This is a genomic window from Streptomyces sp. MMG1121 (assembly GCF_001280015.1).
Classification (GTDB): Bacteria; Actinomycetota; Actinomycetes; order Streptomycetales; family Streptomycetaceae; genus Streptomyces.
In genome coordinates, this window is the sequence record NZ_LGDV01000193.1 from 21,335 (window position 1) to 41,913 (window position 20,579).

The following is a 20,579-nucleotide window of genomic DNA, read 5'->3' on the forward strand; positions in this document are numbered from 1 at the left end:
GCTTACGAGACGGTCGGCGCCGGGGACGGCCCGGTCAGCCCCCGCTCGCCCCGCCAGCCGTCCACGATGGCGGCCTGGAGCCCGAACATCTCGGCCTTCTCGTCGGGCTCCTCGTGGTCGTACCCGAGCAGGTGCAGCACGCCGTGGACGGTGAGGAGCTGGAGCTCCTCGTCCATGGAGTGCTGGGTGGGCGCCTCGGTCCCCTGCTTGGCGGCGACCTCCGGGCACAGCACGATGTCGCCGAGCAGGCCCTGCGGCGGCTCGTCGTCGTCCTTCGCGGGCGGCCGCAGCTCGTCCATCGGGAACGACATGACATCGGTGGGACCCGGCAGGTCCATCCACTGGATGTGCAACTGCTCCATGGCGTCGGCGTCCACGACGATCACCGAGAGCTCGGACAGCGGGTGGATGCGCATCCGCGCGAGCGCGTAGCGGGCGATGTCGAGGATCGCCTGCTCGTCGACCTCGGTACCGGACTCGTTGTTGACGTCGATCGACATGGTCGTGCTGGTCTACTTCCCCTTGGGGCCCTTGGCACCGGGCTTGCCGTGGCCGCCCCTGTGGGTGCCGTTCTCGGTGCCGTTCTTGCTGTCGTACTTCTCGTACGCGTCGACGATACGGCCCACCAGCCTGTGCCGTACGACGTCCTGCGACGACAGCCGGGAGAAGTGGACGTCCTCGACGCCCTCCAGGATCTCCTGCACCTGTCGCAGACCGGACTTGGTGCCGTTCGGCAGGTCGACCTGCGTCACGTCACCGGTGATCACGATCTTCGAGTCGAAGCCGAGGCGGGTGAGGAACATCTTCATCTGTTCGGGGCTCGTGTTCTGGGCCTCGTCCAGGATGATGAAGGCGTCGTTCAGCGTGCGGCCGCGCATGTAGGCGAGCGGCGCCACCTCGATGGTCCCCGCCGCCATCAGCCGGGGAATCGAGTCCGGGTCGAGCATGTCGTGCAGCGCGTCGTACAGCGGACGCAGGTAGGGGTCGATCTTCTCGTAGAGCGTGCCGGGCAGGAAGCCGAGGCGCTCACCGGCCTCCACCGCGGGGCGGGTGAGGATGATCCGGTTGACCTGCTTGGACTGCAGGGCCTGGACCGCCTTGGCCATGGCCAGGTAGGTCTTGCCGGTACCGGCGGGGCCTATGCCGAAGACGATCGTGTGCTGGTCGATCGCGTCGACGTACCGCTTCTGGTTGAGCGTCTTGGGGCGGATCGTGCGGCCACGCGAGGACAGGATGTTCTGCGTCAGCACCTGGGCCGGGGTCTCCGGGCCGTCGCTGGTCCCGTTCTCGCTCGCCTTGAGCATGGCGATCGAGCGTTCCACTGCGTCCTCCGTCATCGGCTGCCCGGTGCGGAGCACCAGCATCATCTCGTCGAACACGCGCGAAATGAGGGCGACGTCGGCGGGGTCGCCGGCCGCGCTGATCTCATTGCCCCGGACATGGATGTCGGCCGCCGGGAAGGCCCTCTCGATCACACGCAGGAGGGAGTCGCCAGAACCCAGCACGGTCACCATGGGGTGCTGGGCGGGGACGGTGAACTGCGCTCTCGCCTGCTCCTGCGCGGGGGTATGAGCTGTGGATGTCTGTGTCATGGGCCGGCGCTGAAGGCCTGCGCTTCCTCCTCGTCACGGCCACCTGGCTGAGGGTGGCCTCGCGATTCCAGAGTACGACGGGGGGCTGACAACGCCGTAGGGCTTTTCGGGGTCCGGATTCCGGAGCAGGCCAGGTGGGAGACCAGGGGTTCAGGTCGAGCGCCGGAAACCGATGGTCGGTACGGCCCTGCGCAGCGGCCACACCCGGTCCAGCCGCTCGGGAACCAGGCCCTCGAGGAACGCGTACCTCTCCAGCGCCGCCGGCTCCTGCCCGGGCAGGGACTGCACCCTGCGCCACCAGGCGCCGATCTCCGACCACCCCGGCGCCGACAGGGACCCCCCGAACTCCTGTACCGACAAGGCCGCCGTGAGCCCCGCGAACGCCAGCCGGTCGGCCAGCGGCCACCCCGCCAGGGACCCGGTCACGAACCCGGCGACGAACACGTCCCCCGCCCCGGTCGGATCCAGCGCCTCCACGGCGATCGCGGGCACCTCGGCCGCCTCCCCCGTCCGCCGGTCCACCGCGTACGCCCCCTCGGACCCCAGCGTCACCACGGCCACCGGCACGTGCTCGGTCAGGGCGTGCGCGGCGAGCCGCGGGCACTCGGCCCCCGTGTACCGCTTCGCCTCCTCCGCGTTCGGCAGGAACGCCTCGCAGTGCTCCAGATCCGCGAGGCCCGACAGGTCCCACGCCCCGGTGTCGTCCCAGCCGACGTCGGCGAAGATCCGGGTCCCCTCCCGGGCGGCCTGTGCGATCCAGGACGCGCGCATGCCCGGCGTCAGCGAGGCGACGGCGGCACGCGCGTGAGGCGGCCGGTCGGGGGCGCCCTCGTGGAGGAACACGGCCTCCGGCGGCGGCTCGTGCCCGTGGGACACCATCGTGCGCTCGCCTTCGTAGGCCATCGACACCGTCACCGGCGAGTGCCAGCCGGGCACGGTCCGCGAGGCCGACAGGTCGATGCCCTCGCCCTGCGCGAGCGCGTCCCAGCAGTACTCGCCGTAGTGGTCGTCCCCGAACGCCGCGGCGAGGGAGGTCCGCAGGCCGAGCCGGGCCAGCGCGGTGGCCATGTTGGCGACCCCGCCGGGGCTGGAGCCCATGCCCCGGGCCCAGGACTCGGTGCCGCGCACGGGCGCCGAGTCCAGCCCGGTGAAGATGATGTCGAGGAAGACCGTGCCCGTCAGATAGACGTCCCAGGGCGGGTCGCCGGGCGTGCGCAGCGCGGCGAGCGGGTCGACGTGGGCCTGCCGGCGCCCGGCCTGCGTGAGGTGGTCCGGTTCCTCTCCGGCGAAGGTGTGCGAGGCGGTCACGGTGCGCTCCCTGGCGTGGTGCGGGTCTGGCCAGTGTGCACCAGGTCACGCACCGGAATCGCCGGTCGCGCCCGCTTCCCCCGCTACCTCACCGGTCTCACCAGCGCGGCATCACCGGTTGCCGCCACCCCGGTTCGCCCGCGCGCATCGCCGCCGCGTCGTCCCGGTCGCGCAGCGTGCCGTCGTCCTCGGTCCACCTGCGGTGCAGCCGGGCCAGTTCGTCCCGGTCGAGCGCGACGCCGAGTCCGGGTGCGTCGGACACCACGACCCGGCCGTCGTCGAAGGCGAGCCGTTCGGTGAGGACGTCCTCCGACTGCCAGGGGTAGTGGGAGTCGCAGGCGTGGTGCAGGTTCGGGACGGTGGCGGCCACGTGGGTCATCGCGGCGAGGCTGATGCCGAGGTGGGTGTTGGAGTGCATGGACACCCCGACCCCGAAGGTCGCGCAGATCGCGGCGAGGTACTGGGTGTTGCGCAGCCCGCCCCAGTAGTGGTGGTCGGAGAGCACCACCTGCACGGCGTCCTTCGTGAACGCCTCCTTGATCTCGCCGAAGGCGGTGACGCACATGTTGGTGGCGAGCGGGATGTCCGTCGCCGCCGACACCTCGGCCATCGCCGGTGTGCCCAGGGTCGGGTCCTCCAGGTACTCCAGGACGTCCCCGAGTTCCTTCGCCACCTTCAGCGAGGTCTCGACGGACCAGGCGCCGTTGGGGTCGAGGCGCAGCGGGTGCCCGGGGAAGGCCTCGGCGAGGGCACGTACGGCCGCGATCTCCTCGTCGGGCGGGAAGACGCCGCCCTTGAGCTTGAAGGAGGTGAAGCCGTAGCGGTCCTTGAACCGCCGCGCCTGTTCGACGACTCCGGCCGGGTCGAGGGCGGCACCCCAGTCGTCGGGCTCGGCCGCGACGCCCCGCGGGTGTGCGGCCCACTTGTAGAACAGATAGGCGCTGTACTCGACCCCGTCGCGCACCTTGCCGCCGAGCAGCGCGTGCACGGGCAGTCCGAGCGCCTTGCCCTGGGCGTCGAGGCAGGCGACCTCGAAGGCGGAGAGCACGGACAGCCGCAGCTTGTCGGCGCTCTGCACCCCGCGCAGCCCGCCGGCGTCCACCTCTGCGTCGACCCGGGACGCGTCCACGCCGAGGTCGAGAGCGAACAGACCGTTCACATCCATGACCGACCGTCCGGTGAGCCGTTCGGCCAGCGGACGGGCCAGCTCCAGGTACTTGGTGTCGCCGTAGGTCTCGCCGAGCCCGGTGATCCCGTCGGCCGTGACGATCTCCACGATCAGCCGGGGGGTGTACGGCTGGTGCACGCCCTGGGTGTTGAGCAGCGGCGGGTCGGCCACCAGGATCGGCGTCAGCCGTACCTCGGTGATGGTCAGGTCACGGGTCACAGGGAGGCTCCTACGAGGTCGAGTCCGGCGGTGAGGAGGGCCTTGAGGTCGGCGAGGTCGGCGGGTGCGGGGTCGGTGAGCGGGGCGCGCACGGGCCCGACGCGCTGTCCGCGCAGCCGGGCCGCGGCCTTCACCAGGGACACGGCGTATCCGGGCGCACGGTCGCGGAGTTCCACGAAGGGAACGTAGAAGTCCCGTAGCAGCTTGTCGACCGTCCCCTCCTCCCCCTCCCGGAGCGCGGCGAAGAAGGCGCCGGCGATCTCGGGGGCGAAGGCGTGCACGGCGGAGGAGTAGGCAGGGACGCCGACGGTGGCGTAGGCGCGGGCCTGGATCTCGGCGGTGGCGGCGCCGTTGAAGAAGAGGAAGCCGTCGGGGGCGGCCAGGGTGAGGCGCTGGAGCCGGTCGAGGTCGCTGTGCCCGTCCTTGACGCCGATGACGTTCGGGATGCGGGCGATGCGGCGCAACGTGTCCGTGCCGTAGGCGACTTGGCCGCGCTGATAGGCCACGATCGGCAGCGGGGTGCGGGCGGCGAGGTGCTCCAGCTGGGCGGCGAGGCCGTCCTGCGGGGCGTCGACCAGGTAGTGCGGCAGCGCGAGCAGGGCGTCGGCGCCGGCCTCCTCGGCGATCCGCGCGAACCGGGCGGCCTGCGCCCAGCCGTACCCGGTCCCGGCCACGACGGGCACGCGCCCGGCCGCCTCCTCGACGGTGATCGCGACCACGGTCCGGTACTCCTCCTCGTCCAGCGAGAAGAACTCCCCGGTGCCGCAGGCGGGGAAGAGGGCGCCCGGCCCGGAGGCGAGCCGGTCGGCGACGTGGGCGCGCAAGCCGTCGGGGTCGAGGGAGCCGTCGTCGTGGAAGGCGGTGAGCGGGAAGGACAGCACACCCCGCGCCATGCCTTCCCGCAGCCGCCGCGCCACATCCTGCGGACTCGGATCGCCGCCCACCCTGATCATCTCCCCTTGTGAATGCCGTCTATATATGAGAACAGTATCTGGAAACAGCTGCTACCCGCAGCGACACCTGGCAAACCAAAAGGTGACTCGGATCACGCGACCCCGCCTTCTTCCGGAACCGCCTGCTTGATACAACTTGCTCGCGCGTTCCTGTCCGTCGACGGTCGTCGCCCCACTCCCCCTTTCTGAGTCACCTTCCGGGAACGCCCGTGTCCGCCCCCCGCACCCTGCCCTGGCCCCTCGTCGCCCTGTTCACGGCCGGGTATCTCGCGCCCTATCTGCTGCCGACCACCGTCGGCCGGCTCGACTCCGGGCTGCCGCTCACCGCCACCCAGGCCGGGGCCATCGGCAGTGCCCTGCTGCTGAGTTCGGCGGCGGCGGGCTTCCTGCTGGCCTCGCGGGTCGAGCGGATCGGCGCCCGCACCCTCGCCCGCGCGGGCCTCGCCCTCGCCTTCCTCGGCTACGGCGGTGCCGCCCTCACCGGCGTCGTACCGGCCGTCGTCGCGGGCGCGGTCGCCGGCGGCTTCGGCTCGGGTACGGTCACGGCGGTCGCCGCGAGCGGCATCGCCGCCGAACGCGACCCGCACCGGGTCACCACGCGAGGCCTGCTCGGCGTCTCCGGCCTGGCCGCCGCCCTGTATCTGACGATTCCTCACCTCGGCCCCGGCCACGGCCTCCCTCTGGCCGCGATCGCGCTCACCGCGCTCGCCGTCTGGCCGCTCACCGGCCGCCTGCCCCGCCGTACGGCACCGGCGGCCCGTACGGCTGTCGGGTACGGCCGCCTCCCCCACCTCCGCGCCGGTCTGCTGCTCGCCGCCGCGATGCCGTGCTGGTCCCTCGCGCAGAACGCCCTGTGGGGCGTCAGCGGCAGGATCGGCCTCGCCCAGGCCCGCCTCGGCGAGGTCACCGTGGGCGCGGTGTTCGCGGTCGCGCTCGGCGCCGGGCTGCTCGGGGTGCTGGGTGCGGGGGTGCTCGGCTCCCGGCTGGGCCGGGCGCTGCCCATCGGCGCCGGTACGGCACTGATCGCGGCCTGTGTCGCGCTCAGCGCCTCGGCCCGGGACCTGCCCGCCTTCGCGGCCGGCGAGATCTCCTGGAACCTGCTCTACCCGATCGTGCTGTCGTACGTCCTCGGCCTCGCCGCCTCCCTCGACCCCCGGGGCCGCTGGGCGGTCCTGGTCGGCTCGGCGTCCTCGCTGGGCACGGCGGCGGGCCCGCTGACCGGGAGCGTGCTGGCGGCCGGGGTGGGCTTCCCGGTCACGGGCGACCTGCTCGGCGCCGGGCTGCTGGTGATCGCCGTACCGATGACGGCGGTCGCGCTGCGTACGGCAAAGCGCCCCCTGTCGGTCGTGGAACTCCCCGTGGAGGCGCCTGCCGTACCCGCGCAGCGGGCTTATGACACCGCGTCGCCGTCGAACTCGTACGCGTCCACCTCGGCGAGATAGCGCGCCCGGCGCTCCTCGTCGTCCTCCAGGAAGGAGGCGAGGAAGGAGTTGCGGGCCAGCTCGCGCAGCCGGTCCTCGGACAGGCCCAGGCTCTGGTGCACGGCCGTGAAGTTGTCGCCCGCGTAGCCGCCGAAGTAGGCCGGGTCGTCGGAGTTGACCGTGCACATGAGGCCCGCGTCCAGCATGGCCGGCAGCGGGTGCTCGGCGAGCGTGTCGACGGTGCGCAGGCGGACGTTGGACAGCGGGCACAGGGTCAGCGGGATCCGCTCCCGGACCAGCCGCTCGACCAGCGCCGGGTCCTCCACGCAGCGCAGCCCGTGGTCCACGCGCTCGACGCCGAGCACGTCCAGCGCCTCGGTGATGTACTCCGGCGGCCCCTCCTCACCGGCATGGGCGACCCGGCGCAGCCCCAGCGCGGCGGCGGCCTCGTACACCTCCTTGAACTTCACCGGCGGATGCCCGACCTCGGCGGAGTCCAGGCCGACCCCGGTGATCCGGTCCAGGTAGGGCTCGGCGGCCCGAAGGGTCTCCAGGGCCGACTCGGCGGACTCGTCGCGCAGGAAGCACATGATCAGCTTCGTGGAGACGCCATGGCTCTGCTCGCTGCTCCCGAGCGCCCGCCACAGTCCCTGCACGACCGTCCCCAGGGACACGCCCCGCACGAGATGGGCCTGCGGGTCGAAGAAGATCTCCGCGTGCCGGACGCCCTGGGCGGCGGCGCGGGCGAGATAGGCGTCCGCCAGGTCCGCGAAGTCCTGCTCGATGCGCAGGACGGCCATCAGCTCGTAGTACAGGTTCAGGAAGGACTGGAGATCCTCGAAGTCGTACGCCTTGCGCAGTTCGTCCGTGTCCGCGTACGGCAGGCTCACGCCGTTGCGGGCGGCCAGCTCGAACGCCAGCTCCGGCTCCAGGGTGCCTTCGATGTGGAGGTGCAGTTCTGCTTTCGGGAGAGGCATCGAAGCATCGTACGGCGTGCTTCAGCGCCGTTTCGGAACCGGCACTCGCAGCAGATCGTGCGCCACGGTCAGCTCCCCCTCGAAACCGGCCGCCCGCGCCTGCCGCTCGAACTCCTCGGGCTCGGAGTAGCGCTGGCTGAAGTGGGTGAGGACAAGGTGTCGTACGCCCGCGTCCCGGGCGACGGCGGCGGCCTGTCCGGCCGTCAAGTGCCCGTGTTCCACCGCCAGTTCGACGTCCTCGTCGAGGAAGGTGGACTCGATCACGAGCAGGTCGCAGCCCTCTGCGAGCGCGTGCACGCCCGCGCAGAGCCGGGTGTCCATGACGAACGCGAAGCGCTGCCCGTGCCGGACCTCGCTGACGTCCTCCAGCGTCACGTCCCCGAGCCGGCCCTCCCGCTGGAGCCGGCCGACGTCCGGCCCCTTGATCCCGTGCGCGGCGAGCCGGTCGGGCAGCATGCGGCGGCCGTCGGGCTCGATGAGGCGATAGCCGTAGGACTCGACAGGATGGGACAGCTTGCGGGCTTCCAGGGTGTACGACGGGGTCACCGCGAGGATGCCGTCGGCGGCGACCGGTGCCTCGGTGATGCCGACCGTCTCCCGGTAGGCCGTCGCGTACCGCAGGCGGTCGAAGAAGCGCTGCCCGGAACGCGGGTAGTGCGCGGTGACCTCGTGCGGCACCTGGTCGAGGTTGATCCGCTGGATGACACCGGCGAGGCCGAGACTGTGGTCGCCGTGGAAGTGCGTGACGCAGATCCGGTTCAGGTCGTGGGCGGCGACCCCGGCGCGCACCATCTGCCGCTGGGTGCCCTCGCCGGGATCGAACAGGATGCCCGCGCCGTCCCACCGCAGCAGATAGCCGTTGTGGTTGCGGTGCCGGGTGGGGACCTGACTGGCGGTGCCGAGGACCACCAGTTCACGTACGGACATGGCGTCCTATCCCGGGGGCCATTCCATGCCGCGCCCGCCGAGGACGTGCGCGTGGGCGTGCCAGACGGTCTGGCCGGCGCCGGCTCCCGTGTTGAAGACGATGCGGTAGCTGTCGAGCTTGTCCTCGTCCGCCACGGCCTGGGCTTCCTGCAGGACGTCGGCGGCCGCCTGCGGTGCCCCGGCGGCGAGGGCGGCCGCGTTCTCGTAGTGGACCTTGGGGATCACCAGAACGTGGGTGGGGGCCTGGGGATTTATGTCCCGGAAGGCGACGGTGGTGTCTGTTTCGCGGACGATCGTCGCCGGGATGTGTCCTTCGACGATCTTGCAGAACAGGCAGTCGGGCTGCGGTTCGCCTGTCACGCGTGTGCCTCCTCACGCTGGTGATCAATACCGGTGCATCGTAGTCGCTTCAGGCAGGCAACCCCGGAGGCGTTTTCGCGGGTGCCCTCTCCAACGCCTCGAGCGCCAGCCGCACCGCCGCGTCCAACTGGGTGTCCGTGCCGGACGCCCAGTCCTGCGGCCGCTGGACGACCTCCACGTCCGGCTCCACCCCGCGGTTCTCCACCTCCCACCCGTGACCCTCCAGCCAGATCGCGTACTTCGGCTGGGTGACCAGGGTGTCGTCGATCAGGTGGTAGCGGCTGTCGATGCCGATGACGCCGCCCCAGGTGCGGGTGCCGACGACCGGGCCGATGCCGAGGGCCTTGATCGCCGCGTTGACGATGTCGCCGTCGGAGCCGGAGAACTCGTTGGCGACGGCGACGACCGGGCCGCGCGGCGCGTCGAGGGGGTAGCTGGTGGGGCGCATGCCGCGGGGGACGTCCCAGCCGATGACGCGGCGGGCCAGCTTCTCCACGACGAGCTGGGAGGTGTGGCCGCCGCGGTTCTCGCGCACGTCGACCACGAGACCCTCCCGGGCGACCTCGACGCGCAGGTCGCGGTGGATCTGGGCCCAGCCGGGGGCCTGCATGTCGGGGACGTGGAGGTAGCCGAGGCGGCCGGCGGAGGCGGTGTGGACGTGGGCGCGGCGGTCGGCGACCCAGGCGTGATAGCGCAGGGGTTCCTCGTCGGCGACGGGGACGACCACGGTGTGGCGGGGTTCGCCACCGCCCGCCGGGGAGACGGTCAGCTCCACGGGGTGGCCCGCGGTGCCGACGAGCAACGGGCCCGGACCCGTCATCGGGTCGACGGAGTGGCCGGCCACGGCGATGATCGCGTCGCCGGGGCGGACCGCGACGCCGGGGGCGGCGAGCGGGGAGCGGGCGTGCGGATCGGAGGTCTCCGCGGGGAGGATGCGGTCGATGCGCCAACTGCCGTCCGGATGGCGGGAGATGTCGGCGCCGAGCAGGCCGTGCCGGGCGCCGCCGCGTCCGCCGGCGGGGATGACGAAGGCGTGCGAGGTGCCGAGTTCGCCGTGCACCTCCCACAGGAGGTCGGTCAGGTCGCTATGGGTGGCCAGCCGGCGCAGCAGGGGGCGGTAGCGGTCGAGGACGCCGGTCCAGTCGACGCCGCCGAGGTCGGGCCGCCAGAAGTGGTCGCGCACGAGGCGGCCGGTCTCGTCGTACATCTGGCGCCACTCGGCGGCCGGGTCGAGGGTCTGCCGGACGCGGGCGAGGTCGACGGTGACGCTGGTGTCGCCGTCGTCGTCGGTGCCGGTACGGCGGTCGCTGGGCACCACCCGCAGCCGGCTGTCGCTCCACAGCAGGACGCGCTTGCCGTCGCCGCTGACCTCGAAGTGGTCGGCGTCGGAGGCGAGGTGCTCCAGGCGCCGCTGGGCGAGGTCGTAGCGCTCCAGCTCGGTGTGCGGGTCGGGGTCCTCGGGGTGGGCGCGGGCGGCGCCGAGGACGCCGTGCACGGGGTGGCGCAGCCACAGGACGCCGTCCTTGGCGGCGCGCAGCGTGGAGTAGCGGCCGGCCTCGACCGGGAAGGGGACGATGCGGTCGGCGAGGCCGTCGAGGTCGATACGGGTGGCGGGGGTGCCCTCGCTGTCGGGGGTCTCCTCCTTGTCCGGGGTCTCGAAGGGGCGGCCGTGGCGCTGCGGGCCGAACGGGGACGGGGTGGTGGCGGCCAGGGTGATCAGGTGCGGGCGGGCGCCGACCACGAAGGCGAGGTCGAAGACGTGCTCGTCGTAGACCGGGTCGAAGGCGCGGTGGGAGAGGAAGGCGAGGTGTTTGCCGTCGAGGGTGAAGGCGGGGGCGTAGTCCTGGAAGCGGAGCGGGGTCGCCTCGGTGACCGACAGGTCGGTGGTGTGGGCGAGGCGCAGCTGGGAGAGCGGGCTGGGGCCGGGGTGGGCCCAGGCGAGCCAGGCGGAGTCGGGTGAGAAGGCGAGACCGGAGACCTCGCCGTCGTCGCTGCGGTCGACCTCGCGGACCTCGCCGGTCTCCCGCTCGACGAGCAGCAGCCGGCCGTCGTGCGCGGCGACGGCGGCCCGGCTGCCGTCGGGCGCCATGGCCAGTTCCAGGACCCGGCCGAGCTGTCCGGCGGCGAGCCGGCGCGGGGTGGCGCCGGGCACGTTCCCGGTCGCGGGGGCGAACTCCAGGGCGTCGTCGCCCTCGGCGTCCGTCACCCACACCACCCACTCCTCGCCCTCGGCGCGGAAGGTGCGGGGCAGCCGGGCGCGGACGCCGGGGGTGGCGGCGAGGGCGCGGGCGGGGCCCGAACGGTGGGTGATCCAGTGGACGCCGCCGCGCACACAGACCGCGCTGCCGCGGGCGGTGCGGTCGGGCGAGGCCGCGCTGAACCAGCGGGCGGCGTTCACCGGGCGGGGGCGCAGGTCGATCCGGGGGCCGCCGAGGCGCACGTCCAGCCGGCGCGGCTCGGCGCCGTCCAGGTCGTCCAGCAGCCACAGTTCACCGGCCGAGCTGTAGACGACGCGGGTGCCGTCACCGGCGGCGTGCCGGGCGTAGAAGCCGTCGAGGGGGGTGTGGCGGCGCAGGTCGGAGCCGTCGGCGAGGGAGGAGTACAGGGCGCCGGTGCCCTCGTGGTCGGCGAGGAAGGCGATGCGGTCGCCGGTCCAGACCGGGCACTCGATGTTCCCGTCGATCTCCTCGTGGAGCCGTACGAACTCCCCGCCGCCCTCCCGGTCGATCCACAGCTTGCCCGCCGTACCGCCCCGGTAGCGTTTCCAGTAGGCGGCCTCACGGCCCATCAGCGCGGAGAGCAGCACGGTGGCCGGGCCGAGGGCCACGTCGCCGACCGGGCCGTACGGCAGGGTCTCGGCGGGGCCGCCGTCCAGCGGGACGGCGTGCGCCCAGGTGTGCCGGGAGCTGTGCCGGCCCTGCGCGCCGAGCGCGAGCACCCGTCCGTCGCCGGTCCAGCCACGCACCTCGGTACGGCTGTTGCCCCAGTACGTCAGCCGTTCGGCGGGGCCGCCGTCGACGGGGGCGACATGTACCTCGGGCGCTCCGTCCCGGGTGGAGGTCCAGGCGAGCCGGCGCCCGTCCGGGGATATCCGGGGCTGGGTCACGGGCCGGTTGTCTGCGCTCACCCGCCAGGCCCGGCCGCCGTCGAGGGGCGCGAGCCATACGTCGTCCTCGGCGACGAAGGCCACCAAGTCGCCGTGTACGTGGGGGAATCGGAGATAGCCGGAAGACGCCGTGGTTCCCGTCGAAGCACCCTGAGTCACCCCGTCACTGTACGCAGCGCCGGTGCACCCCGCTCCTGATTCCGATCACTTGCCTTCGACGGGCCAGCAGGTGGGGTCGCCCTTGCGGGGAGGGGAGGCTCCGGTCTCGGTGACCGTGACCGTCACGGTGGGCCGCCCGCCGCCGGGGTGGTAGGTGGGCGTCTTGTACGTCGGCCCGGGCGTGGCGTCGCAGTCACCGAGCCCGTCGACGTGGAACACCTGCCGGCCGCCGACCCTGGCGGTCAGATCGCCGCGCACACAGGCCCCGTCCACGGCCTTGGTGACCTTCCCGGAGACAGTGATCTTCTTCCGGTCGGTGGTCTCGCCCTGGCAGCCGACGGAGACGACGGTGGTCTCACTGGGCGAAGGGGTCCGGCCCGCCCTGCCCCCGTAGTTGCCGACGCAGCTGAGCCAACTGACGTCCACGTGCTGTCGTTTCAGCGCGGCCGTCGCGGTCGTCCGAGTGGTGTAGGCGGCGGCCGAGGAGTTGAGATCGGTCGGCTGACAGCCCACGACGGCCCCACCACCGACCACGACCAGCCCGGCCACGGCCACGGCCCGTGCGGGCCGCCGAAGGCGAATTCCTCTCAATACCCCCATGCAGGGCAGAGTGCCACCGGCAGGAGCACGGGGGAAGGCCGCTTACGGCCACTCACCCGTTCGAGGGCCCGTCAGCCGCGCAGCAGCAGCCACTCCTGGAGTTCCACCAGGTTGCCCTCCGGGTCCTTGAGGTAGGCCACGCGCATACGGTCGGTCATGGGGGACGGTCCGTGCAGGAGGGTGGCGCCGCGGGAGGTGATCTTCGCGCAGTAGGCGTCCAGGTCGTCGACGCGCAGGACGACCAGGGAGCGGTGCCCGTTGGCGGCCTCGCCCAGTTCGTCGAGGATCTCGGCCATCATCGCCCGGTCCTGCAGGGCGATCCCGGCGGAGCCCGTGTGCGGGCTGAACTTCTCGTACGGCCCCTCGGTCGCGCCGGACTGCGACTTCAGGCCGAGGACGTCGGCGTAGAACCGGTAACAGGCGGCGAAGTCGGTGACCAGGAGCCGGACTTGGGCGAGTTCCACGATACCCCCAGGCAAGTCAGGACCAGCGGCCGGTGCGGCCCAGCAGAAGGGCCGCGGCGGCGGTGCCGGCGGTGGATGTGCGCAACACGGTGGGCCCCAGGACGTACGGCTTCGCGCCCGCCTCGGCGAACAGCGCCAGCTCCTCGGGCGAGACACCCCCTTCGGGGCCCACCACCAGCACGATCTCGCCGTCCGTGGGGAGTTCGGCGGTGGCGAGGCGCTCCTCGCCGCTCTCGTGGAGCACGGCGGCGAAGTCGGCGGTGGCGAGCAGCGCGCCGACCTCCTTGGTGGTGGCGGCGTCCGCGACCTCGGGGAAGCGGACCCGGCGGGACTGCTTGCCGGCCTCGCGGGCGGTGGCCCGCCACTTGCCGAGCGCCTTCAGCCCGCGCTCGCCCTTCCACTGGGTGATGCAGCGGGACGCCTGCCAGGGCACGATCGCGTCGACGCCGACCTCGGTCATCGTCTCGACGGCGACCTCGCCCCGGTCGCCCTTGGGCAGGGCCTGTACGACGGTGATGCGCGGCGCGACAGCCGGCTCCTCGTGGACGGACTCGACGTCCACGACGAGCCGGTCCTTGCCCTCGGCGGCCTTGACGACCCCCTCGGCCCAGTGCCCGAGCCCGTCGGTGAGGACCACGTCCTCGCCCGGCCGCAGCCGCTTCACGGACACGGCGTGCCGCCCCTCGGGCCCGTCGAGCACGAACTCCGACGCGGCGCCGCCGAGTTGGTCCACGACGAAGACCGGGGCGGTCATCGCCGGTCACCTCCGGCCGACAACGCTGTCCGGGCGGCGGCGAGTTCGGCCACCAGCGTCTCCACCAGCTCCCCGGCCGGCAGCTCCCGGGCCAGCCGGTGGCCCTGGCCCGCCCACAGCGACAGGCCCTGCGCGTCCGCGGCCTTGGCGGCGGCCTTGCGCAGCGGCGCGGTCAGGTGGTTGATCTCGGGGTAGGCGGCGGGGGCGTACGGGCCGTGTTCGCGCACGAAGCGGTTGACCAGTGCGCGCGCCGGCCGGCCGGAGAAGGCGCGGGTCAACTCGGTGCGCGCGAACAGGGGGTTGGTCAGCGCCTGCTTGTGCAGAGCGTTGGCGCCGGACTCGGGGGTGGCGAGGAAGGCGGTGCCCAGCTGGGCCGCGCTCGCGCCCGCGGCGAGGACGGCGGCGATCTGGCTGCCGCGCATGATGCCGCCGGCGGCGACGATGGGGAGGTTCACGGCCTCGCGGATCTGCGCGACCAGCGACAGCAGGCCCATGCCGGAGCCGTCGTTCTCGGCGAGGTCCCGGTGCGTGCCCTGGTGGCCGCCGGCCTCCACGCCCTGCGCGATCACCGCGTCCGCCCCGGCCCGCTCGACCGCGCGGGCCTCCTCCGCGGTGGTGGCGGTGACCAGGGTGAAGGTGCCGGCCCTGCGCAGCCGGTCGAGGACGTCCCGGTCCGGAGCGCCGAAGTGGAAGGAGACCACCGGCACCGGGTTGTCGAGGAGCACGGCGAGCTTGGCGTCGTAGCCGTCGTCCCGGCCGCTGTCGGGGTCGCCCAGCTCGGTCTCGTACCAGGCGGCCTCACCGGCCAGCTGTTGGGCGTAGACCTCGACGGCGCCCGACTCGGCGTACTCGGGCTGCGGCATGAACACGTTCACACCGAAGGGGCGGCTCGTGAGCCCCCGCAGCTGCTTGATCTCCTGGTACATCCCGTCGGCGGTCTTGTAACCGGCGGCGAGGAACCCGAGGCCACCGGCCTCGGAGACGGCGGCGGCGAGCTGCGGGACGGAGACGCCGCCCGCCATGGGGGCCTGCACGATCGGGTGAGGGAAGAGATCGGTCAGTGCGGAGGACATGACCGCATGTTGTCACGTCCTCCGTACAAGTCCGAATCCGGGCTTCCCATGGCATAGGCCAGGGGCATACGGGGTGCCGAAGCACCGCCGCACGCCCCTGACCATGCTCTTGACCGCAACGGCTCAGCGGCCGTTGAACGCGTCCTTCAAGCGCGAGAACAGCCCCTGCTGACCGGGCTGGAACTGCCCCGTCGGCCGTTCCTCGCCGCGCAGCTTGGCCAGCTCGCGCAGGAGGCGTTCCTGCTCGGGGTCCAGCTTGGACGGGGTCTGCACCTCGACGTGGACGATCAGGTCGCCCCGGCCGCCGCCGCGCAGATGCGTGACGCCCCGGTTGTGCAGCGGGATCGACTGGCCGGACTGGGTGCCGGGCCGGATGTCGACCTCCTCCATGCCGTCCAGGGTCTCCAGCGGCACCTTCGTGCCGAGCGACGCCGCGGTCATCGGGATCGTGACCGTGCAGTGCAGGTCGTCGCCGCGCCGCTGGAAGGTGGTGTGCGGCAGCTCGTGGATCTCGACGTACAGGTCACCGGCCGGACCGCCGCCCGGGCCGACCTCGCCCTCGCCGGCGAGCTGGATCCGGGTGCCGTTGTCGACACCGGCCGGGATCTTCACCGTCAGGGTCCGGCGGGAGCGGACGCGGCCGTCGCCGGCGCACTCCGGGCACGGGGTCGGCACGACCGTGCCGAAGCCCTGGCACTGGGGACAGGGGCGCGAGGTCATGACCTGGCCCAGGAAGGACCGGGTGACCTGCGAGACCTCACCACGGCCGCGGCACATGTCACACGTCTGGGCCGTGGTGCCCGGCGCCGCGCCCTCGCCGTTGCAGGTGTTGCAGACGATCGCCGTGTCGACCTGGATGTCCTTGGTCGTCCCGAAGGCCGCCTCGTCCAGCTCGACGTCGATGCGGATCATCGCGTCCTGGCCGCGCCGGGTGCGCGAGCGCGGTCCGCGCTGCGACGCCGTGCCGAAGAACGCGTCCATGATGTCGGAGAAGTTGCCGAAGCCACCGGCCCCGAAACCGCCCGCGCCCGCGCCGCCCGACTGGGAGAGCGGATCGCCGCCGAGGTCGTAGACCTGCTTCTTCTGCGGGTCCGACAGCACCTCGTAAGCGGCGTTGATCTCCTTGAACCGCTCCTGGGTCTTCGGATCCGGGTTGACGTCCGGGTGCAGCTCGCGCGCGAGCCGACGGAACGCCTTCTTGATCTCATCCTGCGACGCGTCGCGGCGCACGCCGAGAACGGCGTAGTAGTCCGTGGCCACTTACGACTCCGCCAGGATCTGTCCGACGTACCGTGCCACTGCGCGTACCGCTCCCATCGTTCCCGGGTAGTCCATGCGGGTCGGTCCGACCACGCCGAGCTTGGCAACCGCCTCGCCGCCCGAACCGTAGCCGACCGACACGACGGAGGTGGAGTTGAGTCCCTCGTGGGCGTTCTCGTGGCCGATGCGCACGGTCACGCCCGGATCCTTCGCCTCGCCGAGGAGCTTGAGGAGCACGACCTGCTCCTCCAGCGCCTCCAGCACCGGCCGGATCGTGAGGGGAAAGTCATGTCCGAAGCGGGTGAGATTGGCGGTTCCGCCGATCATCAGCCGCTCCTCGTTCTCCTCCACCAGTGTCTCCAGCAGAGTGGAGAGCACTGTGGAGACCGTACCGCGGTCCTCCGGATCGAAGGCGTCCGGGAGGTCCTCGACCAGCATCGGCACGTCCGTGAACCGGCGTCCCGCGACCCGGCTGTTCAGCCGGGCCCGCAGATCCGCCAGCGAGGCCTCGCCGAACGGCGCCGGGCAGTCGACCATCCGCTGCTCGACCCGGCCGGTGTCCGTGATCAGCACGAGCATCACGCGCGCCGGAGCGAGCGAGAGCAGCTCGACGTGCCGGACGGTGGACCGGGTCAGGGAGGGGTACTGCACGACGGCGACCTGCCGGGTGAGCTGCGCGAGCAGCCGCACGGTCCGCGCCACGACGTCGTCGAGGTCGACGGCGCCCTCCAGGAAGTTCTGGATGGCCCGCCGCTCGGGCGCGGTCATCGGTTTGACGCCGGCGAGCTTGTCGACGAACAGCCGGTAACCCTTGTCGGTCGGAATCCGCCCGGCGCTGGTGTGCGGCTGGGCGATGAACCCCTCGTCCTCCAGGGCCGCCATGTCGTTACGGACGGTCGCCGGGGAGACGCCGAGGTTGTGCCGCTCGGTCAGGGCCTTCGAGCCGACCGGCTCCTCGGTGCCGACGTAGTCCTGGACGATGGCGCGCAGCACCTGAAGCCTGCGTTCGCTCAGCATGCGCACACCTCCAGCACGTCGTCCCCTCGTCCCGCTCGTCCGTCAGGTCGGCCGCCTGGCACTCCTCCCGTGCGAGTGCCAGCGTTTCCCGGGCCCAGTGTACGGCTGTCGGGTACGCCCTGGGCAAGGTCGTCCACGGTGTACCGGGTCGTACCGCTAGCGTCGCGGTATGACGGTGACTTGGGAAGAGCTGGGATGGGAGCGGCTGGCCGCCGGGGTCGGGCGGTGCCGGCTGCCCGGCTGGGACTGCACCGTGGGGCTGGTCCTCGGAGAGGGTACGGCGCTCGTGGTGGACGCCGGCTCGAGCCCGGCCGAAGGCGCGCTGCTGCGGGCGCAGGCGGGGGAGCTGGCCGGCGGCGATGTGACCCATCTCGCGCTCACGCACCCCCATTTCGACCACGTCTTCGGGGTGCCGTCGTTCGCCGGGGCGGAGGTGTACGCGGCGGTGGGCGTGGCCGCGGTGTTCGCCCACGAGCGCGAGGAGCTGCGCCTGGACGCGATCAGGAACGGTCTGCCGGTGGCGGAGGCCGACGAGGCGGTCGCGGCGCTCGTAGCGCCCGGTCACCAGGTCTGCGGCGAGTGGACGCTGGATCTGGGCGACGGCCGCCAGGTGCTGCTGGCCAACGTCGGGCCCGGCCACACCGCCCACGACCTGGCGATCCTCGTCCCCGGCGAGCGGGAGGTGGTCTTCTGCGGCGACCTGGTCGAGGAATCCGGCGACCCGCAGGCGGGCCCGGACGCGGTCCCGTCGCAGTGGCCCGCCGCCCTGGACCGGCTGCTGGCGCTGGGCGGGGAGGACGCGCTGTACGTGCCCGGTCACGGAGCGGTGGTGGACGCGGGGTTCGTACGCCGGCAACGCGATCGGCTGGCGACGCGTTTCGGCGTGTCGTGAGCACCGCTCCCCGACTTCTCCTATCGTCACTCGAATGCGCCAGTACTCCGCCGACCTGACCCCGCCGTGGAAGAAGTCCCCGCCCGTGCCGGAGGTGGCGGCGGAGCCGGGTCTGGTGGTGGAGGAGCCCGGCAGCGGGTTCTGCGGGGCGGTGATCCGCTGCGAGGCGGGCGCGGTGACCCTGGAGGACCGGTTCGGCAAGCACCGCGTCTTCCCGCTGGAGCCAGGCGGCTTCCTGCTGGAGGGCAAGGTGGTCACCCTCGTACGGCCGTCGTCGGGTGGTCCGGCACGGCCCGCCCGCACCGCGTCCGGCTCGGTCGCCGTCCCCGGCGCCCGCGCCCGCGTGGCCCGCGCCGGCCGCATCTACGTCGAGGGCCGCCACGACGCCGAGCTGGTCGAGAAGGTCTGGGGCGACGACCTGCGCATCGAGGGCGTGGTCGTGGAGTACCTGGAGGGCGTGGACGATCTCCCGGCGATCGTCGCGGAGTTCGGGCCCGGCCCGGACGCCCGGCTCGGTGTGCTCGTGGACCACCTGGTGCCGGGTACGAAGGAATGGCGGATCGCCGAGTCGGTGACGAGCGGGCACGCGCTGGTCGTCGGCCACCCGTACATCGACATCTGGGAGGCGGTGAAGCCCGCCGCACTGGGGATCGCCGGGTGGCCTCGGGTGCCGCACGGCCAGGACTGGAAGACGGGCGTGTGCCGCGCCCTTGGCTGGCCCTCGGACAACACCGGCGCGGTGTGGCAGGCGATCCTGAAGCGGGTGGGCTCCTACAAGGACCTGGAGCCGGAACTGCTGGGGCGGGTGGAGGAGTTGATCGACTTCGTCACGGGTGGCGGCGGGGTCTGACGTCGGGGAAGGTTCCGAACTCGCTGGTGTCCGGTTCCAGCCCCGGACGCTGCGCCTTGAGTCCCTCGGGCGGCTCGAACCCCTCGAAGAACCTGGTCACCCCACGCTCGTCCACAGCCATCGTCTCCGTGGCCTCCACATCCGCCGCGTCCTGTCGGCGGCAGCCTGCGAACCAGGTCAGGGACCGAACCGGGGTTCCGGGGCGGTTCACTCGCCGCAGTGATCAGTCCACCAGGTCCCGCACCACCGCATCCGCCAACAACCGCCCCCGCAGCGTCAGCACCGCCCGCCCGTCCTCATACGGACCCGCCTCCAGCAGCCCCTCCCCCCGCGCGCGCCGGGAAGCCGCCAGCCCCGCCTCCTTCAGGAGCGACAGCGGCACGCCCTCCCGCAGGCGCAGCTCCAGCAGGACGCGCTCGACCCGCCGGTCCTCCTCGGAGAGCAGTTCGCGCCCGGCCCCCGGTGAGCGGCCGGAGGCCAGGGCCGTCGCGTAGGCGCCGGGATGCTTGACGTTCCACCACCGCACCCCGCCCACGTGCGAGTGCGCCCCGGGGCCCGCGCCCCACCAGTCGGCGCCGCGCCAGTACAGCTCGTTGTGCAGGCAGCGCCCCGCTTCCGAGGTGGCCCAGTTGGAGACCTCGTACCAGTCGAAGCCCGCCGCCGACAGCAGTTCCTCCGCGATCAGATAGCGGTCCGCGTGGACGTCGTCGTCGGTCATCGGGACCTCGCCCCGGCGGATGCGACGCGCGAGCCGGGTGCCCTCCTCGACGATCAGGGCGTACGCGGAGACGTGGTCGGGGCCCGCGCCCAGCGCCGCCTCCAGGGACGCCCGCCAGTCGTCGTCGCTCTCCCCCGGAGTGCCGTAGATCAGGTCCAGGTTCACGTGCTCGAAGCCCGCCGCCCGCGCCTCCGTCACGCATGCCTCGGGGCGGCCCGGGGTGTGGGTCCGGTCCAGGATCTTCAACACGTGCTGCTTCGCGCTCTGCATGCCGAAGGAGACGCGGTTGAAGCCGCCCTCGCGAAGGGTCGACAGGTACGCCGGGTCGACGGACTCCGGGTTCGCCTCCGTCGTCACCTCCGCGTCCGGCGCCAGGCCGAACTCGTCGCGGATCGCGCCCAGCATCCGTACCAGATCGTCGGCGGCCAGCAGCGTCGGCGTACCGCCCCCGACGAAGACCGTGCGGACCTCGCGCGGGTCGTCGCCGAGCACCTTGCGTGCCAGGCGGATCTCGTCCGTGAGCGTCTCGGCGTAGTTGTCGCGGGACGCCAGCACCCCGCCGGTGCCGCGCAGCTCGGTCGCGGTGTAGGTGTTGAAGTCGCAGTAGCCGCAGCGGGTCGCGCAGTACGGCACATGCAGATAGAAGCCGAGCGGGCGGTCGGCCGCCCCGGCGAGGGCGGACGCGGGCAGCGCGCCGTCGGCGGGGACGGGCTCGCCGTCGGGGAGTGCGGAAGGCATGTCCCCATTGTCCAGCACGCCGG

The 20,579-nt window shown here is 72.6% G+C and carries 19 protein-coding genes; 3 read left to right on the forward strand and 16 right to left on the reverse strand.

Annotation, left to right across the window (positions count from 1 at the left end; genetic code table 11):
• Window positions 1-2: 2 nt before the first annotated feature.
• From ybeY to ADK64_RS22095, 5 genes are all read right to left on the reverse strand, one after another.
• Window positions 3-500: an rRNA maturation RNase YbeY gene (gene ybeY, locus ADK64_RS22075; protein WP_053661572.1), complete on the reverse strand. Its 498-nt coding sequence runs from the start codon at window positions 498-500 to the stop codon at window positions 3-5.
• 12 nt (window positions 501-512) lie between these two features.
• On the reverse strand, window positions 513-1,592 hold the full coding sequence (locus ADK64_RS22080; RefSeq protein ID WP_078992776.1) for a PhoH family protein: 1,080 nt from the start codon (window positions 1,590-1,592) through the stop codon (window positions 513-515).
• Between the two features lie 150 nt (window positions 1,593-1,742).
• On the reverse strand, window positions 1,743-2,900 hold the full coding sequence (locus ADK64_RS22085) for a carbohydrate kinase family protein (RefSeq protein WP_053661574.1): 1,158 nt from the start codon (window positions 2,898-2,900) through the stop codon (window positions 1,743-1,745).
• Between the two features lie 97 nt (window positions 2,901-2,997).
• Window positions 2,998-4,287: a glucarate dehydratase family protein gene (locus ADK64_RS22090; RefSeq protein WP_053661575.1), complete on the reverse strand. Its 1,290-nt coding sequence runs from the start codon at window positions 4,285-4,287 to the stop codon at window positions 2,998-3,000.
• Window positions 4,284-5,240 carry a 5-dehydro-4-deoxyglucarate dehydratase gene (locus ADK64_RS22095; protein ID WP_053661576.1) on the reverse strand — a complete coding sequence of 319 codons (957 nt, stop codon included), beginning with the start codon at window positions 5,238-5,240 and terminating at the stop codon, window positions 4,284-4,286. Before ADK64_RS22095 ends, ADK64_RS22090 begins: the two co-directional genes overlap by 4 nt.
• Window positions 5,241-5,449: 209 nt before the next feature.
• On the opposite strand from ADK64_RS22095, the gene ADK64_RS22100 reads away from it, so the two are divergent.
• Window positions 5,450-6,682 (forward strand): hypothetical protein, encoded by a 1,233-nt coding sequence (locus ADK64_RS22100; RefSeq protein ID WP_053661577.1) that lies wholly within the window; start codon window positions 5,450-5,452, stop codon window positions 6,680-6,682.
• Here ADK64_RS22100 and ADK64_RS22105 read toward each other — a convergent pair.
• The 10 genes from ADK64_RS22105 to hrcA all read right to left on the reverse strand — a co-directional run bounded on the left by ADK64_RS22105 (window position 6,631) and on the right by hrcA (window position 17,358).
• Window positions 6,631-7,638, reverse strand: coding sequence for an adenosine deaminase (locus ADK64_RS22105; RefSeq protein WP_053661578.1), 1,008 nt, complete (start codon window positions 7,636-7,638; stop codon window positions 6,631-6,633). The two genes, ADK64_RS22100 and ADK64_RS22105, sit on opposite strands and share 52 nt — an antisense overlap.
• Before the next feature lie 21 nt (window positions 7,639-7,659).
• On the reverse strand, window positions 7,660-8,565 hold the full coding sequence (locus tag ADK64_RS22110; protein WP_053661579.1) for a ribonuclease Z: 906 nt from the start codon (window positions 8,563-8,565) through the stop codon (window positions 7,660-7,662).
• Between the two features lie 6 nt (window positions 8,566-8,571).
• The gene (locus tag ADK64_RS22115) at window positions 8,572-8,925 is read right to left on the reverse strand and encodes a histidine triad nucleotide-binding protein (protein ID WP_053661580.1); all 354 of its coding nucleotides are present in this window, start codon (window positions 8,923-8,925) and stop codon (window positions 8,572-8,574) included.
• Between the two features lie 49 nt (window positions 8,926-8,974).
• Complete coding sequence (locus tag ADK64_RS22120; protein WP_107093049.1) at window positions 8,975-12,190, reverse strand: S41 family peptidase; 3,216 nt, start codon at window positions 12,188-12,190, stop codon at window positions 8,975-8,977.
• A gap of 45 nt (window positions 12,191-12,235) precedes the next feature.
• Window positions 12,236-12,790, reverse strand: a complete 555-nt coding sequence (locus ADK64_RS22125; RefSeq protein WP_053661582.1) for a hypothetical protein — start codon at window positions 12,788-12,790, stop codon at window positions 12,236-12,238.
• 71 nt (window positions 12,791-12,861) lie between these two features.
• The gene (locus tag ADK64_RS22130) at window positions 12,862-13,254 is read right to left on the reverse strand and encodes a VOC family protein (RefSeq protein ID WP_053661583.1); all 393 of its coding nucleotides are present in this window, start codon (window positions 13,252-13,254) and stop codon (window positions 12,862-12,864) included.
• Between the two features lie 16 nt (window positions 13,255-13,270).
• The gene (locus ADK64_RS22135; protein WP_053661584.1) at window positions 13,271-14,008 is read right to left on the reverse strand and encodes a 16S rRNA (uracil(1498)-N(3))-methyltransferase; all 738 of its coding nucleotides are present in this window, start codon (window positions 14,006-14,008) and stop codon (window positions 13,271-13,273) included.
• Window positions 14,005-15,081 carry a nitronate monooxygenase gene (locus ADK64_RS22140; protein ID WP_053661585.1) on the reverse strand — a complete coding sequence of 359 codons (1,077 nt, stop codon included), beginning with the start codon at window positions 15,079-15,081 and terminating at the stop codon, window positions 14,005-14,007. Before ADK64_RS22140 ends, ADK64_RS22135 begins: the two co-directional genes overlap by 4 nt.
• 123 nt (window positions 15,082-15,204) lie before the next feature.
• Complete coding sequence (gene dnaJ / locus ADK64_RS22145; RefSeq protein ID WP_053661586.1) at window positions 15,205-16,341, reverse strand: molecular chaperone DnaJ; 1,137 nt, start codon at window positions 16,339-16,341, stop codon at window positions 15,205-15,207.
• On the reverse strand, window positions 16,342-17,358 hold the full coding sequence (gene hrcA, locus ADK64_RS22150; protein ID WP_053661587.1) for a heat-inducible transcriptional repressor HrcA: 1,017 nt from the start codon (window positions 17,356-17,358) through the stop codon (window positions 16,342-16,344).
• 169 nt (window positions 17,359-17,527) lie between these two features.
• Here hrcA and ADK64_RS22155 point away from each other — a divergent pair, with 169 nt between their 5' ends.
• Both ADK64_RS22155 and ADK64_RS22160 read left to right on the forward strand, forming a co-directional pair.
• Window positions 17,528-18,250, forward strand: a complete 723-nt coding sequence (locus ADK64_RS22155) for an MBL fold metallo-hydrolase (RefSeq protein ID WP_053661588.1) — start codon at window positions 17,528-17,530, stop codon at window positions 18,248-18,250.
• Between the two features lie 34 nt (window positions 18,251-18,284).
• The gene (locus ADK64_RS22160; protein ID WP_053661589.1) at window positions 18,285-19,100 is read left to right on the forward strand and encodes a DUF3097 domain-containing protein; all 816 of its coding nucleotides are present in this window, start codon (window positions 18,285-18,287) and stop codon (window positions 19,098-19,100) included.
• Between the two features lie 223 nt (window positions 19,101-19,323).
• Here ADK64_RS22160 and hemW read toward each other — a convergent pair whose 3' ends face one another.
• Complete coding sequence (gene hemW, locus ADK64_RS22165) at window positions 19,324-20,556, reverse strand: radical SAM family heme chaperone HemW (RefSeq protein WP_053661590.1); 1,233 nt, start codon at window positions 20,554-20,556, stop codon at window positions 19,324-19,326.
• Window positions 20,557-20,579 lie beyond the last annotated feature (23 nt).